Origin of the sequence: Modicisalibacter ilicicola DSM 19980 (assembly GCF_900128925.1) — a bacterium.
GTDB lineage: Bacteria > Pseudomonadota > Gammaproteobacteria > Pseudomonadales > Halomonadaceae > Modicisalibacter > Modicisalibacter ilicicola.
This window is the reverse complement of the sequence record NZ_FQUJ01000016.1, coordinates 17,921-34,940: the sequence shown is the minus strand read 5'-3', so window position 1 is coordinate 34,940 and position 17,020 is coordinate 17,921. Positions and strand designations below refer to the sequence as shown.

10 protein-coding genes are annotated in these 17,020 nt (G+C 60.4%); 5 read left to right on the top strand and 5 right to left on the bottom strand.

What is annotated here, in order from left to right; genetic code table 11:
* Positions 1-127: 127 nt before the first annotated feature.
* From BUA41_RS15650 to BUA41_RS19310, 5 genes are all read left to right on the top strand, one after another.
* Entirely contained in the window at positions 128-1,627 is a 1,500-nt protein-coding gene (locus tag BUA41_RS15650; RefSeq protein ID WP_072824555.1) for a CoA-acylating methylmalonate-semialdehyde dehydrogenase, read from the top strand.
* 14 nt (positions 1,628-1,641) lie between these two features.
* The gene (locus BUA41_RS15645; RefSeq protein WP_084671708.1) at positions 1,642-3,390 is read left to right on the top strand and encodes a GMC family oxidoreductase; all 1,749 of its coding nucleotides are present in this window, start codon (positions 1,642-1,644) and stop codon (positions 3,388-3,390) included.
* A 48-nt stretch (positions 3,391-3,438) separates the two neighbouring features.
* Positions 3,439-5,952, top strand: a complete 2,514-nt coding sequence (locus BUA41_RS15640) for a CoA transferase (protein ID WP_072824553.1) — start codon at positions 3,439-3,441, stop codon at positions 5,950-5,952.
* Between the two features lie 11 nt (positions 5,953-5,963).
* Entirely contained in the window at positions 5,964-6,872 is a 909-nt protein-coding gene (locus tag BUA41_RS15635; RefSeq protein WP_072824551.1) for a LysR family transcriptional regulator, read from the top strand.
* 64 nt (positions 6,873-6,936) lie between these two features.
* A complete protein-coding gene (locus BUA41_RS19310; RefSeq protein WP_175546992.1) occupies positions 6,937-7,101 on the top strand; it encodes an NnrU family protein in 165 nt (54 codons plus the stop codon).
* Positions 7,102-7,123: 22 nt separating this feature from the next.
* Here the strand turns inward: BUA41_RS19310 and BUA41_RS15630 are convergent, their stop codons facing one another.
* From BUA41_RS15630 to BUA41_RS15610, 5 genes are all read right to left on the bottom strand, one after another.
* Positions 7,124-10,717, bottom strand: a complete 3,594-nt coding sequence (locus BUA41_RS15630) for a hypothetical protein (protein WP_072824549.1) — start codon at positions 10,715-10,717, stop codon at positions 7,124-7,126.
* Between the two features lie 177 nt (positions 10,718-10,894).
* Positions 10,895-11,794, bottom strand: coding sequence for a hydroxymethylglutaryl-CoA lyase (locus tag BUA41_RS15625; protein WP_072824547.1), 900 nt, complete (start codon positions 11,792-11,794; stop codon positions 10,895-10,897).
* Between the two features lie 368 nt (positions 11,795-12,162).
* A complete protein-coding gene (locus BUA41_RS15620) occupies positions 12,163-14,217 on the bottom strand; it encodes an acetyl/propionyl/methylcrotonyl-CoA carboxylase subunit alpha (RefSeq protein ID WP_072824545.1) in 2,055 nt (684 codons plus the stop codon).
* Positions 14,214-15,068, bottom strand: a complete 855-nt coding sequence (locus BUA41_RS15615; protein ID WP_072824543.1) for an enoyl-CoA hydratase-related protein — start codon at positions 15,066-15,068, stop codon at positions 14,214-14,216. The genes BUA41_RS15620 and BUA41_RS15615 overlap by 4 nt, the downstream gene beginning before the upstream one ends.
* Positions 15,069-15,287: 219 nt before the next feature.
* Positions 15,288-16,895 (bottom strand): carboxyl transferase domain-containing protein, encoded by a 1,608-nt coding sequence (locus BUA41_RS15610; protein WP_072824541.1) that lies wholly within the window; start codon positions 16,893-16,895, stop codon positions 15,288-15,290.
* Between the last annotated feature and the right edge of the window lie 125 nt (positions 16,896-17,020).

Sequence of the window (17,020 nt, the reverse complement as noted above, 5' to 3'; positions counted from 1 at the left end):
TTATGATCGCGTTTTGAAGAAGTCATTGGATTTCCTGACGCATACCGCGCAGTTTACCCCTATGCCCAGCCAGGCGAGTCTGCAAACCGCCTGGAAGGAAAACAATAGCATTAACGGGGGCTTGATCATGAGCATTGCAAATATCGATCACTTCATCGCTGGACGCTCTGCCGCCGGAGGTTCCGGGCGGACTCAGGACGTCTTCAATCCCGCCACCGGGACCATCACCGGTCGTGTCGCCCTGGCGGATGCCAAGGATGTGGACGCCGCTGTAGCGGCAGCCGCCGCGGCATTTCCGGCCTGGGCTGCCATGCCCGCCATCCGTCGGGCCCGCCTGATGAACAGGTTCCTGCAGTTGCTCAACCAGCACAAGGAAGAGCTGGCCCGGGCGATCACCCTCGAGCATGGCAAGGTGTTCAGCGATGCCTGTGGCGAGGTGGAGCGGGGCATCGATATCGTCGAGTTCGCCTGCGGCATGCCCCAGCTGCTCAAGGGCGACTACACCGACCAGGTGTCCACCGGCATCGACAACTGGACCATGCGCCAGCCACTCGGCGTGGTGGCGGGCATCACGCCCTTCAATTTCCCGGTCATGGTACCGATGTGGATGTTCCCGGTAGCGATTGCCGCGGGCAATACCTTCATCCTGAAACCCTCGCCGACCGATCCGACGCCATCGCTTTTGTATGCCGAGTTGATGAAGGAGGCGGGTTTTCCGGATGGCGTCTTCAATGTGGTGCAGGGCGACAAGGTCGCGGTGGATGCATTGCTGGAGCACGAGGACGTCAAGGCGATTTCGTTTGTCGGCTCGACCCCGATCGCCAACTACATCTATGAAACCGGCGCCCGAAACGGCAAGCGAGTGCAGGCGCTTGGCGGCGCCAAGAACCACATGCTGGTGATGCCGGACGCGGATCTCGACAAGGCGGTCGATGCGCTGATCGGTGCCGCTTACGGATCCGCAGGCGAGCGTTGCATGGCGATCTCGGTGGCGGTGCTGGTCGGCGATGTCGGCGATCGTCTCATCCCCATGCTCACTGACCGGGTGCGCCAGCTGAAGATTACCAATGGTCTCGAAGCCGATGCCGAAATGGGGCCGATCGTGTCCGCGGCGGCGCGGGACAAGATCACCGGCTACATCGCCAAGGGCATCGAGCAGGGCGCCGAGCTGGTGGTCGATGGTCGGGATCAGCAGGTGCCGGGGCATGAAGACGGGTTCTGGCTGGGGGGCACGCTCTTCGATCATGTCACCGCCGATATGGCGATCTATCGCGAGGAAATCTTCGGCCCCGTGCTTTCCTGCGTCCGGGCCAAGGATTTTGCCGAGGGCGTGAAACTCATCAATGATCATGAATATGGCAATGGCGTCAGCCTCTTCACCCGGGATGGCAACGCGGCACGCGAGTTCGGCCGCCAGGTTCAGGTCGGCATGGTGGGTATCAATGTGCCGATTCCCGTGCCGATGGCATGGCACGGTTTCGGTGGCTGGAAGAAGAGCCTGTTCGGCGACATGCATGCCTATGGCGAGGAGGGCGTGCGCTTTTACACCAAGCAGAAATCGATCATGCAGCGTTGGCCGGAAAGCATCACCAAGGGTGCTGAGTTCGCCATGCCTGTGTCCCGCTGATGGAGATCAATGTCATGCCACGCGATGCCTTCGATTACATCATTGTAGGGGCCGGTTCCGCCGGTTGCCTGCTGGCCAACCGGCTAAGCAAGGATTCCTCGAAACGAGTCCTGCTGCTTGAAGCTGGCCAGAAAGACAATTACCCCTGGATCCATATTCCGGTGGGGTATCTCTATTGCATCGGCAACCCGCGCACCGACTGGCTCTACCAGACCGAGCCGGAGGCGGGGCTCAATGGACGCTCACTGCGCTATCCGCGCGGCAAGACCCTGGGCGGCTGCTCCTCGATCAACGGCATGATCTACATGCGCGGCCAGGCGCGGGACTATGACCACTGGGCCGAATTGACCGGTGACGACGCCTGGAACTGGGAGAATTCGCTACCCGACTTCAAGGCTCACGAGGATCATTACCGCCTGGATAACGGCGCCACTCCCGAGGCCAGGAACGGCGATCGCTTCGCACAGTTGCATGGCAACGGCGGCGAGTGGCGCGTCGAAAAGCAGCGGCTGAGCTGGGAAATCCTCGAGGCCTTTGCCGAAGCCGCCGGTGAGGCGGGATTCGAGCGTACCGAGGACTTCAACACGGGCGACAATGCCGGTGTGGGGTATTTCGAGGTCAACCAGCGCTCGGGATGGCGTTGGAATACCTCGAAGGCGTTCTTGCGCCCTATTAGAGATAGGTCGAATTTGACCGTCTGGACCGGCGCCCAGGTCGAGCGCCTGGTGTTCGAGTCGACGGGAGAGGGCGGTACTCGCTGCGTGGGCGCCGTCGTGCGCCGGGGCGGCGATGCGGCCACCGTCCGTGCCAACAATGAAGTCGTTCTCTGCGCAGGGGCCATCGGCTCACCGCAGATCCTGCAGCTTTCCGGTGTCGGTCCGGCGGCGCTGCTCAAGGCCCAGGGCATCGAGGTCGTGCGTGATGCGCCAGGGGTGGGCGAGAACCTGCAGGATCATCTGCAGATCCGCGCCGTGTTCAAGGTACAGGGCGTAAAGACACTCAATGTGCTCACCAGCAGTCTGTTCGGCAAGGCCAAGATCGGCCTTGAATACATGCTGCGCCGATCCGGGCCGATGAGCATGTCACCGAGCCAGCTCGGCGCCTTTACCCGCTCGGATCTGAGTCACCCGCATGCCAATCTGGAATACCACGTACAGCCCCTCAGCCTGGATGCCTTCGGTGAAGGGCTACACAAGTTCCCCGCCTTCACCGCAAGCGTATGCAACCTCAATCCCACCAGCCGCGGTTCGGTCCATATTCGCTCGAATCGCTGTGACGATCCGCCGCTCATCGCGCCGAATTATCTGAGCACCGACGAGGATCGCCGGGAGGCGGCCGCCAGCCTGCGTCAGGTACGCGAGATCGTGGCGCAGCCCGCGCTTGCCAAATACCAGCCCGAGGAATGGCGGCCGGGTGTCCAGTACCAGACCGACGAGGAGCTAACCAAGCTGGCCGGTGATATCGCCAGCACCATCTTCCACCCTGTAGGCACGGTGAAGATGGGGCGTGACGATGATCCGTTCGCGGTGCTCGACACACGACTCAGGGTTCGGGGTATCGCAGGCCTGCGGGTGGTCGATGCCAGCATCATGCCGACGATCACCAGTGGCAACACCAATGCGCCTACGCTGATGATCGCGGAAAAGGCGGCGCGCTGGATCATCGCAGACGGACTACGCCATAGCGATGATTCGGCTAATGAAAACAACCGTGCCAACTCAGCCGCTGATTCCAGACGGGCTCAAGAGACGCAAGCACCCTAAACGGTCGTCCCCCTGGCCATTCTTCATACGCCTGCAATGGAGAGAACCATGCCCGGCAATCCTCACTCCGCGCTGCCGCTGATCGGCGTCAAGGTCATCGACTTCGGCCAGTACATGGCAGGGCCCGCCGTGGCGATGATTCTCGCCGATCTGGGCGCCACGGTGGTGCATGTCGATCCTCCCGGGGGGCCATTGTGGACGACCCCGGCCAATGCCACGCTGAACCGCAACAAGTTGATCGTGCAGATCGATCTCAAGACCGCCGAAGGCCTCGAGCAGGCCAGAGACTTGATCGAGGAAGCCGATATCGTGATCGAGAGCTTTCGCCCCGGGGTGATGGCGCGACTCGGCCTCGACTTCCAGCAATTGCGAGAGGCACGACCGGAGCTGATTACCCTGTCGATCCCGGGGTTTGCCTCCAATGACGAGCTGCGCCGGGATTGGCGAGCGTTCGAGAGCGTGATCGCGGCCAATTCGGGCGTCTTTACCGACATGGGTCTCAACCGGGTGCTGATGGGCGTCAACCCCTCCTTCTCGCCGCTGCCCCTGGCATCCGCCTACGGCACCATGCTGGCGGCCTCTGCTGTGGTGCTTGCCTTGCAGGCGCGGGAGCGCACCGGCCTCGGCGATCAGGTCGAGGTGCCGCTGGTCGCGGCTGTCATGGAGGGGCTTAGCTACAACTCGATCAAGATCGAGGACTACCCGGAACGTTACAAGACCCAGCGGGAGCAGGAGATCGAACGTCGGCGGATCGAAGGCTTGCCGATGAACTTGAGCTATGACGAGCTGCAGGAGTTGCTCGATCCGTTCTACCGCAGCTACAAGTGCAAGGATGGGCGCCAGTTCTATGTCGTCTGTCCGAGTCACAAGTCCCACGCCAAACGCTGTCTCAAGACCCTGGGCATCTACGACGAACTGGTCGAGGAGGGGCTCCGCGAGGAGGAGGACACCTATCGACCGGTCAGCGAATGGGCATCCGACGTATCGCTCGGCGTCTATCCGCTGCCGAAGTTCTGGGCCGACAAGATCGCCGCGCGCATGAAGGAGGTGTTCATCACCCGCACTGCCAAGGAGTGGGAGCGCATCTTCGGTCGCGGCAAGTTCCCCGGCGCCCCCCAGCGCTGGCTGCAGGAATGGATCCATGACGATCATGCCGAGACGGCGGGGCTGATGATCGAGGTCGAGGATCCCGAGTTCGGCACCATGACGCAACCGGGGCCGATGGTTTGGCTCGAGGAGAGTGGCGAGGAGATGCTGGAACCGCAGCCACGCCGCTGGGTGAGCTTCGAAACGGCGTTGAGGCGTCTCACGGCCATCGAGACCAAGCTGCCGCGGGTGCGTGCCAAGAATGCCCGGGATGGTTGGCTTCAGGGCGTGCGCATTCTCGATCTGTGCAATGTGATCGCCGGCCCGCATTCGGTGGCTTATCTCGCCCGTTTCGGTGCGGAGGTCATCAAGCTCGATCCGTCCAAGCCGTTCTATGACTGCTGGAACACGGTGATCTTCGGCATGTCGCATATGCGTGGCAAGCGCTCGGTGCTGACCGATATCAGTGCCCCCGAAGGCCGCGAGATCTTTGTGAAACTGGTCAAGTCCGCCGATGTGATCGTCTGGAACGCCACCGACAGGCAGGTTAGGGCGATGGGCTTGGATGCCCAGGGATTGCGGGCGCTCAACCCCGAGGCGATATTCTGCCAGCTGGATTGCTTCGGTGGCGTTCGCCCCGGGCCGCGCACCAACTATCTGGGCTACGATGATCTGGTGCAGGCCACCACCGGCATCATGCTGCGCTTCGGGGGGGAGATGGACACGCCGGAGGAACATGCCCATGTGGGCACGATCGATGTGATGTGCGGCTTTGGCGGTTCACTGGGCATCGCCGCGGCGCTTTACCAGAAGCTCAAGACCGGACGGGTTGGGCGGCCGCGCACCTCCCTGGCCGCACTCAGCGGCCTCGCGCAAATGCCATTCTGCTATGACTACGAACGGCGTGGGCTGTTCGACGAACCGGCGGGACGGGAGTGCAACGGCTTCGATGATCTGGCCCGTTTCTACTACACCTCCTCTGGCAGCTATGTCCTGCTGAGTGCCTATGAGTCGGATGTCGAGCGCATCGACAAGGTCGCGGGATTGGAAGGGTTCGCGGAAGTCGTCAAGGAAGGCAGGGCGGCCTTTCTGGCCAATGCCTTCATCGGCGCGGAGGCCGGGGATTGGGTCAACCGGCTCCAGAAGTGCGGTGTCGCGGCGGCGGTGTGCGAGAACCTGGACACCATTCGTGCCTACCACAGTCGACCCGCCGACGGCACGCCGGGAACCGATCGCGGCAGCTACTCCTTCTCGGTCTATGAGGATCATCCGAGTGGCCACGTGGTCACCCAGCTCGACCCCTATGCGATTCGCCCCGTGCGCGGGAAGATCTACGCCCTCGAACCGGCGCAGCAGTATGGCGCCTCGACCCGGGAAGTGCTGTGCGAACTGGGCTACGACGAGGCCGCGATCGATGCCATGATCGAGTCTGGCGCCGTCAGTGAACGCTGGAGCCGGGAGTATCTGCCGAGCTGAGAGACGCAACCATGGACTATGCCGGTCTACGAGCCTTCGTGACCGTCGCCCGGGAGGGTAACCTGACCCGGGCGGCGGAGCGCTTGTGCCTGACCCAGCCAGCCTTGAGCCTGCAGATCAAGAAACTGCAATCGACGTTGGACCTGGTGCTGTTCGAGCGTACTCCACGCGGCATGCGGCTGACCGATGCGGGGCGCAAGCTGCTGCCGGCGGCCGAGCGTGCGCTGGCGGCGGCAGCCGAATTCGATGCGGCGGCGACCGGCATGAAGGGCCCGCTGCTGGGCAGTCTGAGGATCGGCACGATCCTCGATCCGGAATTCCTGCGTCTGGGGGCCTTCCTAGGGCTGCTTGCCAAGCGTTATCCGGGGCTTGCCTTCGAGTTGTGCCATGGCATGTCGGGGGCCGTGCTGCGCGAAGTAGAACTGGGCAATCTGGACGTGGCCTATACCTTGGGGTTCCCGGGATTTCCCGATTTTCATGATCGCTTCCAGGTAGTGGCGCTGGCACGTTTCCGCTATCGGGTCATCGCGCCCCCTGGCTGGGCGAGTCAGGTCAGTGGTAAGGGATGGCACGAGCTGGCGGCACTGCCCTGGATTGCCACTCCACCGGAATCGATTCATTCGCGCCTGCTCGCGCGCATTTTCAGCGCCGAAGGGGTCGAACAGAACGTCGTGGCGCGTGTCGATCTTGAGCCGTCGATGCTCGATCTGGTCAAGTCCGGGGTTGCCCTCGCGCTGGCGCGGGACAGCCTGGCGTTGCGCGCCGCCCATGCCGACGGGGTGACCATCGCCGACAGCGTGGCGGTCGACGCCGAACTGGGATTCGTATGCCGTCGGGATCGTGCATTGGAGCCTGCTGTCACGGCGGCGATGGCTGCCGTTCGAGAGGCCTGGGGGGATTGGATGTCAGGGGGAGGCTGAACTCGCCCGCTGGCACTTGAGCCGCTGCACTTGCATTTGTCTCCGCCACTCTGCCGAGCGGGCAGTGCTCGATCTGCTGTCGTTTCGCCGACGCCATGCGCGGGCCGTGCCCAGCGTGCCGGTAAAGCGCGGCGGCGACGTCATCGTGATCGTCGCGGGATTGGCGCTCTACGTCGCTTTCGTCTTCTGGCTGCATGTCTGGCTGATCGGTCGTACGGTGATGGGGTAAGGGCCATGAAGCAGCGGGGTGGCTATGTATTGCGTCGTCTTATGATGGCAGGCAGATTGGCGGCGAGAAATATCCATAGTATGAATTGAAATATTGAAATAGTTTGTGCCAGGTCGTGGGGTGAAAGCGACAAACCACTTTGACAAAGAGGACGACAAAGTAAAGGCTGATTATTGTTATTCGGATTGTCGGTCTCATCGAAGGGATTGCAGGTACTGCCTAGAATTCTGGCGCGCGTAGTTTCATATTTCGCCCCTCCATAGAATGGGATCGCATAAGACACTGCGAGTCCCAGGGCTTTCCAATTGTTCCATCGCTCCTCTTGTAAATAAGTATTGACTAATTCTTGACGATCAGCACCAATTTCTTCAATGTTGCGGTGATCGGAAAGAAATAAGAAAGAAAAAAAGGTCATAAGAGCCAGCCAAAAGAACATCAATAGTGGCTGTGTCCGATTCAAGGAAAAAGCCTTGTCGAGACAAAATATAAGTTTTCTCCAGGTGAGGTTTCTTGAACCATCCGTACTTAGTTGCTTGGCCATTTTTCGATAGACCTTGTTGGCCAGCTGAATCTCCCCAATGACCGACAAACGGCTTTCTATATCCACGTAGTTTCTGGCATCGAAATAACTTTTTCTTCCAGGCAAATGGGTTCCGTGGAGCAGTGTCAGACATTCCTCCGGTTTGATTCCCCAATTATTGACCTGAATGGCTTGCAGGTTGAGCGGTACTGGAAAAGGAGGGGCAAGGTTTTTGATGACCAGATTGTTGATTCGTGCGCCAGAGAGATCGATACACGCGTCGGGATGATCGTGGTCTAAAATGCTATGGCCATCGATGACCAATTTCGGGGCCACCAAGCCCTGCAAGACTATCGATTTTTTGACTTCAAGCTTAGGTTCCTCAAGTTCCTGTTCGTCGCCCTGAGACTGTTCGTTACCGGAGGCCAGCCACACGGCACCGGATACCCTCATGTTACTTGCCATAAAACTTCCCGAAATGACTTGTAGACCCCGAGCATCCAGTTCGCCTTCGATATTGGCCTCGTGGATGGTAATATTCCCTATAAGTCTTGTTTTTATATCGTCGGCATTCTCCGTCAAAATCACTAGGTTGTTCTTTATTGTCGCGTTGTCGAGCATTATTGCATTGTCAATTTCCCGAACATTTGAGTTGCATATCTTGGACAGGTTTAGACCTCCCTCGGCGTATAGAGTCCTGAAGTCGATGGAGTCAACATGAGAGATTATGTCTCGCATTTTACTTTCTATACTCTCATTTAATGCATTGTAACTCCAACCCTCGTTGTTTAGGTTTTCTTGTATTTGCTCTCGCAAAAAAATCTTTCGCCGACTACCCCAGAATCTTACCCTGCCGTTCACGACGAGGTTATTAGTTGTTATGCTATCATCGATAGATATTCCCACCATGGATAACGTGCCTAAACAACAATCGAGGAGTACGACATCTTTTTGTACCCAGGTTGGCACGAGTTCCAGTCGATCCTGGATCCGCTCTTCTGGCTCTTGCGATACAGAGTTATCATGAAAATACTGTGTTTTTCGCCAGGTGACGTTGGCAATTAGTCGCTGGCAGCTACCGCTGACCAGACGCAGCTCTCCTTTGATGCGCGCGCCGCACAGGTCGATATCGCCTTTCGTTCGGGTCCCGTCGAGTATCAGATTTCCCTGAATCAACGTCCTGGCACTATTTCTGAAACCGATATCGAGATGGCAGGAATGCTCTATCTCTGATTCGCAAAGATTCAGGTCGCCGGAGACTCGAATGCCACGCCCATTGATGTATTCGCAATGTAAGTAGGCCATCTCCAAATCACCTTCGATTTGAGTACGCCACCCCAAATGCGGTAGATCGGTACTGGAAATACAATCGAATTCGACGGCACTCTCGATTTGTGCCGACATAAGATGGAGATCGCCTTTCACGAAAACGCCATTCATCTGCAAAACTTCAGCCTTGACGCCGGATAGCAGACAATCGCCCTGCAAACGCGTACGTTGGTTTTCCTGAGGTGACCCGCCTCCACCATCGGCAACCTGACTCGAGAGATCCATTGGGCCCGACACTCGGGTATGCCGGAAATCCACCACTGCCTTGCTGTGCCCGGCGTCCTGATCGTAGGGCTCGGGTCGAGGAAATACGCGAAGCCCGCGTGCGCTGAAGATATTGCCTATTTGCATCCACTGGGCACGAATGCGTCCATGTACCCGTAACCGATCGGCGAAAAAGCTGTTATGGATTTTTAGTCCGTGCAGTGCCAAGGCGGGTTTCAATCTTTTCGGTGTGTCGACGTTAGTACCGCCATCGATGAAGCAGTCATTGAGTGTCAGGGAGCCCTTGATGGTAGCATCCTTTGCGGAAAAGCCTTGGTAAAAGTGGCAGGAACGGAACATTATCGAGCCGGTAATGATGCAGTTGTCCAGCACGACATCACCAGCGAACTTGACATCAATCAGAGTCAAGGAGAGATCGAGGCGATGAACGAAGCGAATGGCCTCCTTGCTCGTGATATACAAGTTGGATAACTCGACATGACAGTTATTTTGATCATCGAAGACCTTTCCTTCTCCTTCTTTTGCGCTTTTCCCGATGAGTCGGAAAAGATGTTCGGCGCTGATTCGCTCACGTTTTTTCTTCTGGCAAAGCAATTGAATGCCGTTCGAAAGCTGACGTATTTCGTGTCTTGGGAACAGCAGTCTTGGCCGGTAGCTTAGTGCGTTTATGCGGTCGATGGAATTTGTATTCTGAGTGCCTTTGCCATTATCTGAACTTTTTTTGTCAATCTCTTGGCAATAGACGCTTGTGGCATTTACTATTATGTGTTTTGTTTTATTGGCGGTAGTACAATCCCTGTTTTCTTCAAGTCTTTCATTTATTTTCTGTTTTTCGATGTCCAGTATATTGCTGATAGTCTTGGGTTCATCAGAAGTTTTGGAATCATCGTGGTTGAGTAACTTTTCAAGTAATGTATATTGTTGATCTGAAAATTCATCGCAATTTTCCAGACAGAAGTTTTCGGGTTTTTCATCAATTATCTGCCATGAAAAAAGATAGAGTTCGGAGTCGTTACCTTCGGCGTCACCTGTGTCGGTGTCAATGTTCTTCACAACAAGGTGAGGAACCATGGGCGCAGAATTACCCGGCTTGGTGGCTTTAAGCAGGCTGCGAAGGCAAAAAATATCGTCAGCCTTGTCATCGTCAATGTTTTCATCTTCAATAAATTCATTAAGATGCTCCGATGGCGGCCACCGCATGATGGTTTTGCAAGGTGTACCGTCATTTCTTATTGTATAAATTACGAAGATGTCTTGATAATCGGTGCAATCCTTCAGTGTGCTGGCAAGACTTCGCGAGAGCTTGATGCCCTGTGCGTCAAACGTTATTGGTATTCTGAATAATAATGTTGTTTTACTTTTTTCGCTGACTCTAGACATCTCCCTATAAAACGTATTGCCTAACTGGTAGCGTATTCCTCTTCCATGATCGTCGCAAACATTGGTCAACTGACCCCCAAGAAAATGTCTTACCTCGTTGGCGGCGTTTAGAATAGTCGTGTCTTTGCATTGCTCTAAGGGGTCGAGATGGTGCCAGTACATGACAGCTTTTCTCTTGTTGTTGATTATTGAGAAGCGCTGAGCCGAGCATCAAGCGCGATGTTCGGTTCGGTTGTCAAACTACGTCAAGCGTAGACCCGCCTGGCGGGTCTAGCGAGAGGTTGGTTGAAAGGGGATGAAGATGAAGTGGGGAGGGAGAGAGCGGTAGTCGCAGGAGCATCAAGCAGCGTTCAACGCCACGCCGACCTTGGAACGATTGGGCCGACCGATTGCCTGGGTGATCCAGTTTCCGGTCGCTGCAAGCGCATTCAAGTCGATGCCGGTCTCGATGCCCAGGCCGTCGAGCAGGTAGATCACGTCTTCGCTGGCCACGTTGCCGGCAGCACCCTTGGCGTAGGGGCAGCCGCCGAGGCCGGCGACGGAGCTGTCGATGACCGCGATGCCTTCCTCCAGCACGGCGTAGAGGTTGGCGATGGCCTGGCCGTAGGTGTCGTGGAAATGGGCTGCCAGCTTGTCCATGGGGATTTCCCTGGCCACCGCCTCGAGCATGCGCTTGGCCTTGAGCGGGGTGCCGGTGCCGATGGTGTCGCCCAGGGAGACCTCGTAGCAGCCCATCTCGAACAGCGCCCTGGACACCTCGGCGACCTTGGCCGGCGCGATCTCGCCTTCGTAGGGGCAGCCGAGCACGCAGGAAACGTAGCCGCGCACGCGTACCCCGGCCTTGCCGGCGCGTTCCAGCACCGGGGCGAAACGTTCCAGCGACTCGGCCACGGAGCAGTTGATGTTCTTCCGGGAGAAGGTTTCGCTGGCCGCGCCGAATACGGCGACTTCCTCGATACCGCACTCCAGCGCCGCCTCCAGCCCCCTGAGGTTGGGGGTCAGCGCAGAGTAGGTGACGCCACTACGGCGTGACAGGCCGGTCATGACCTCGCGATGGTCGGCCATCTGCGGTACCCACTTCGGCGAGACGAAACTGGCCGCCTCGATATGGCGAATGCCGGCGCCGCCGAGCCGGTCGATCAGTTCGAGCTTGGTGCTGGTGGCGATCGGGTCGGGCTCGTTCTGCAGGCCGTCCCGGGGGCCGACCTCGACCAGGCGCACGGATGAAGGAAAGGACATCAGTTTCTCCTGTCGGTGTGCTCTGCAAATATCATCGCTCGCTGAAGCGAGCTCCTACAAGAGCAGTGCCTGCGGTTTGGTAGGAGCCCGGTTTACCGGGCGATGGCTGGGTTGCTATCGCTCGCTGATGCGAGCTCCTACAAGAGCAGTGCCTGCGGTTTGGCAGGAGCCCGGTTTACCGGGCGATGGCCAGGTTGCTATCTCTCCTTGATGCGAGCTCCCACAAGAGCAGTGCCTGCGGTTTGGTAGGAGCCCGGTTTACCGGGCGATGACTGGGTTGCTATCGCTCGCTGATGCGAGCTCCTACAAGAGCAGTGCCTGCGGTTTGATAGGAGCCCGGTTTACCGGGCGATGGCCGGGTGTTCGAGTCACTCCGCCGCGGTGAACGTCAGCAACACATCCCCCTGACCGACGGTATCGCCGGCGGCAAAATGAAACGCCTCGACGGCCCCATCCGCCGGGGCGTTCAGGGTATGTTCCATCTTCATCGCTTCCATGACCATCAGTGGCGTGCCTTTCTCCACTGGCTGCCCCGGTTCGATCAGCAGTGCCACCACGGTGCCGTGCATCGGCGCGGTGAGGGTGGCATCGACCTCGTGATGGCCGTGATCGACGGCATCCAGGCGGCGCCAGAACAGGCGTATTTCCCGCTCGGCATCGCCCAGTACCAGCACCTCGCCATGCTCGGCCCGGTCGCGGCGGGCCAGCCAGCGGCGGCGATGGCCATCCAGGGTGATGGCCACGCCATCGCCTTCCACCGGCTGTAGATGGCCTTCCAGGGTGCGGCCGTTCAGGTGCAACCGCCAGGGACTGGCACCCTGGCGCTCGGCCAGCACGGTGACGATGGCCGGGCTGTCGGACTCGTCGTCGGCATGGGTGGAGTCCGTCAGGGCGATGCGCACCCGATCCGGGGCGTTTAGTCGCCAGCCGTCACGGCGCTCCCAGGGCGTGCCGGCGCGAGATTCGCGTCGCAACAGATCGAGGGCGACCAGGGCGGCACTAGCATAGGCCTCGTCGTCGAGTACCGCGGTGGCGAACAGTTCCTCGCCGTGGTGCTCGATGAAGCGCGTCGTCAACTCGGCCTTCTTGAAGGCGGGATGACTGGCCAGGCGCTGCAGGAAGGCACGGTTGGTCGTGACGCCGGAGACGTCCAGCGCCGCCAGGGCGCGATTGAGCGTGGCCAGTGCCTGGTCGCGATCGTGGCCATGCACGATCAGCTTGGCCAGCATCGGGTCGTAGTGCATCGAGACCTCGTCGCCGGCCTCGACCCCGCTGTCCAGGCGCACGCTTGCCGCGGACAGGCCGGCACCGGCGAGATCCAGGCCGAAACGCTCCAGGTGGCCGGTGGCGGGCAGGAAGTCCTGCTCCGGGTCCTCGGCGTAGAGTCGTGCTTCGAAGGCATGACCACCGATGGCCAGTTCATCCTGGTTCCTGGGCAGCGGCAGGCCGGCGGCCACGCGCAGCTGCCATTCGACCAGGTCCTCGCCGGTGATCATCTCGGTGACCGGGTGCTCCACCTGCAGACGGGTGTTCATCTCCATGAAGTAGAAACTACCGTCCACGTTCAGCAAGAATTCGACGGTGCCGGCGCCGACATAGCCGATCTCCCGGGCGGCGCGCACCGCGGCCTCGCCCATCTCGCGGCGCAGCTCCTCGTTCATGCCCGGTGCCGGCGCCTCCTCGAGCACCTTCTGGTGGCGGCGCTGCACCGAGCAGTCGCGTTCGAACAGATAGACACCGCGACCATGGCTGTCGCAGAACACCTGGACCTCGACATGGCGCGGCTGGGTCAGGTACTTCTCGATCAGCATGCGCTGGTCGTTGAAGGCGGCCTGGGACTCGCGCCGGCAACCCTCGAGGGCGGCCTGGAACGCTTCGCCATGCTCGACCACCCGCATGCCCTTGCCGCCGCCGCCGGCACTGGCCTTGAGAAGTACCGGATAGCCGATGCGGTCGGCCTCGGCCTTGAGCACGGCATCGTCCTGATCGTCGCCGTGGTAACCGGGCACCAGGGGCACCCCGGCCGCCTCCATGCGTGCCTTGGCAGCGGACTTGTCGCCCATGGCGGCGATGGCGCTGGCCGGGGGGCCGACGAAGGCGATGCCGGCCTCGTCGCAGGCCGCCACGAAGGCCGCGTTCTCGGAGAGAAAACCGTAGCCGGGATGGATCGCCGAGGCTCCGGTGCGCCTGGCCGCCGCGATGACCGCCTCGACGTTCAGGTAGCTCTCCCGGGCGGCGGCCGGGCCGATGCGGATGGCTTCATCCGCTTCCCGGACGTGATAGGCCAGGGCGTCGGCATCGGAATAGACCGCCACGCTCTTCAGGCCCAGTCGACGGGCGGTGCGAATCACCCGGCAGGCGATCTCGCCACGATTGGCGATCAGCACCGTGGTCAGCGGTATCGGCGCATTGGCGAGGCTCATGAACGCGGCTCCCTGTTGTGATCGTTGCTTGGCTTGTCGCTCCGATGGTCGGTCGGTTTCCAGCGGGGCGAGCGCTTGTCGAAGAACGCCGCCAGGCCTTCCTGCCCCTCGCGGCTGACGCGCAATTTGCTGATGACCTGGCAGCAGTGTTCCCGGGTGGCATCGGCGTCGCGTTGGCGGGCGACCTCGGCGAGCAATGCCTTGGTGGCACGGCTGGCCTGGGGCGAGGTGGCCAGCAGGGTATCGATGAAGGTATCGATTCGCGGGTCGAGAGCGTCCTTGGCCGTCACCTCGTGCACGAGTCCCAGCATCTGGGCGGTGCTGACGTCCATGACCTCGGCCGTGAGCGCATAGCGGCGCGCCTGCCGTTCACCGATGGCGCGCTGCACGTAGGGGCTGATCACCGCCGGCGAGAGACCGATTCGCACCTCGGAGAGGCAGAAGCGCGCGGCTTCGCTGGCGACGACGATATCGCAGCAGGCCGCGAGCCCCACCGCGCCGCCATAGGCGGCACCTTGCACGCGACACAGCGTGGGGCAGGGCAGGGTATCGAGGCGGTGCATCAGGCGCGACAGCTCCCGGGAGTCGGCGAGATTGTCCTCGACGCTGTAGTCCACCATGCGCTTCATCCAGTTCAGATCCGCCCCGGCGGAGAAGTGCTTGCCCTCGGAGCCAAGCACCAGCACCCGCACCTCGTCGCGCTCGACGGCCTCGAACAGCCGGTCGAGATACCCGTTGAGTTCGTGGATCAGGGCATCGTCGAAGGCGTTGTGCACCTCGGGACGATCCAGGGTCAGCCAGGCGACGCCGCGATCGTCGATGTGCAGTGTCGAATAAGTCTCTTTGGTCATTTCGATATCCTGCTGGCTTCGAGCTTCCAGTGCGAAGCGTTGTCCCATCATCGCCCGATGAATCGGGCTCCCACCACCCCTCGGGTCTGGGCTTTTGTGGGAGCTCGCTTCAGCGAGCGAGGGGATGACATGGTTAGCCATCGCCCGGTGAACCGGGCTCCTGCCGGCACCCGGGGGCCGGGCTTTTGTGGGAGTTCGTTGATACCCACAAACAGTGCCTTACATCCGAAACACACCGAAGCGCGTCTCTTCGATCTCCGCATTCATCGCCGCAGACAACGCCAGCCCCAGCACGTCCCGGGTCTGGACGGGATCGATCACGCCGTCGTCCCACAGTCGCGCGCTGGCGTAGTACGGATGGCCCTGATGTTCGTACTGCTCATGGATCGGGGCCTTGAACGCGGCTTCGTCGTCGTCGCTCCATTCTTCTCCATGGCGCTCGAGCTGCTCGCGCTTGACCTGGGCCAGCACGTTGGCGGCCTGTTCGCCCCCCATCACCGAGATGCGCGCATTGGGCCACATGAACAGCAGGTTGGGCTCGTAGGCGCGACCGCACATGCCGTAGTTGCCGGCCCCGAAGCTGCCGCCGATCAGCACCGTGAACTTGGGCACCTTGGCGCAGGCCACGGCGGTGACCAGCTTGGCGCCATGCTTGGCGATGCCTTCCTGCTCGTACTTCGACCCGACCATGAAGCCGGTGATGTTCTGCAGGAAGACCAGCGGGATCTTGCGCTGGGCACAGAGTTCGATGAAGTGCGCGCCTTTCTGGGCCGACTCCGAGAACAGCACGCCGTTGTTGGCGACGATGCCCACCGGGTGGCCATGCAGATGAGCAAAGCCGGTAACCAGGGTATCGCCGTAGTAGCGCTTGAATTCGTCGAAGTCGGAATCGTCGACCAGCCGGGCGATGACTTCGCGCACGTCGTAGGGCTTGCGCAGGTCGGTGCCTACGATGCCGTAGAGTTCCTCCGGGTCGAGGCGCGGCGGTCTGGACTCCTTCATCGCAAGCCGGCCGCGTTTCTGCCAGTTCAGGCGCGACACGGCACGGCGTGCCAGTTGCAGGGCATGGGCGTCGTTATCGGCGTAGTGGTCGGCGACGCCGCTGATCTTGCAGTGCACATCGGCACCGCCCAGGTCCTCGGCACTGATCGTCTCACCGGTGGCGGCCTTCACCAGCGGGGGGCCGCCGAGGAAGATGGTGCCCTGTTCCCGCACGATGATCGACTCGTCGGCCATGGCCGGCACGTAGGCGCCGCCGGCGGTGCACGAACCCATCACCACGGCGATCTGGGGGATGCCCTCGGCAGAAAGCGTGGCCTGGTTGTAGAAGATGCGTCCGAAATGATCGCGGTCGGGAAAGACCTCGTCCTGACGGGGGAGGAAGGCGCCGCCGGAATCCACCAGGTAGATGCATGGCAGGCGATGCTTGCGGGCGATCTCCTGGGCTCGCAGGTGCTTCTTCACCGTCAGCGGATAATAGGTGCCGCCCTTGACCGTAGCATCGTTGGCGACGATCACGCACTCCACCCCCGAGACGCGCCCGATGCCGGTCACCACCCCGGCGGCGGGTACCGACGACTCGTAGACCTCATGCGCGGCGAGGGCACCAATCTCTAGGAAGGGCGCGCCCTCGTCGAGCAGGTGGTCGATGCGATCGCGGACGAACAGCTTGCCTCGGGATTCATGGCGCTCGCGGGCCTTCTCGCCACCACCTCGGCAAATCGAAGCGATCAGCGACTGCAGCTTGTCGACCTCGCCGCGCAGGGCGGCATCGTTGGCCTGGAACGCCTCGGTGCGCGGGTTGACTTGGGTGTGCAGGATACTCATGGCACTTCCTTGAATTCGGCTTTCGGCATTGTGTCGGCGGCTGTTGGGGCTCGGTTTACCGAGCGATAGATGGTTTAGTTGGCCACCATCGCCCGATGAATCGGGCTCCTACCAACACCCGGGTC

Bases quoted from the DNA above. Each gene is read 5' to 3' on its own strand.
- BUA41_RS15645 (WP_084671708.1), top strand. From the start codon at position 1,642: ATGCCACGCGATGCCTTCGATTACATCATTGTAGGGGCCGGTTCCGCC.
- BUA41_RS15610 (WP_072824541.1), bottom strand. From the start codon at position 16,895: ATGAGTATCCTGCACACCCAAGTCAACCCGCGCACCGAGGCGTTCCAG.
- BUA41_RS15635 (WP_072824551.1), top strand. From the start codon at position 5,964: ATGGACTATGCCGGTCTACGAGCCTTCGTGACCGTCGCCCGGGAGGGT.
- BUA41_RS15615 (WP_072824543.1), bottom strand. From the start codon at position 15,068: ATGACCAAAGAGACTTATTCGACACTGCACATCGACGATCGCGGCGTC.
- BUA41_RS15630 (WP_072824549.1), bottom strand. From the start codon at position 10,717: ATGTACTGGCACCATCTCGACCCCTTAGAGCAATGCAAAGACACGACT.
- BUA41_RS15625 (WP_072824547.1), bottom strand. From the start codon at position 11,794: ATGTCCTTTCCTTCATCCGTGCGCCTGGTCGAGGTCGGCCCCCGGGAC.
- BUA41_RS15640 (WP_072824553.1), top strand. From the start codon at position 3,439: ATGCCCGGCAATCCTCACTCCGCGCTGCCGCTGATCGGCGTCAAGGTC.
- BUA41_RS15650 (WP_072824555.1), top strand. From the start codon at position 128: ATGAGCATTGCAAATATCGATCACTTCATCGCTGGACGCTCTGCCGCC.
- BUA41_RS15620 (WP_072824545.1), bottom strand. From the start codon at position 14,217: ATGAGCCTCGCCAATGCGCCGATACCGCTGACCACGGTGCTGATCGCC.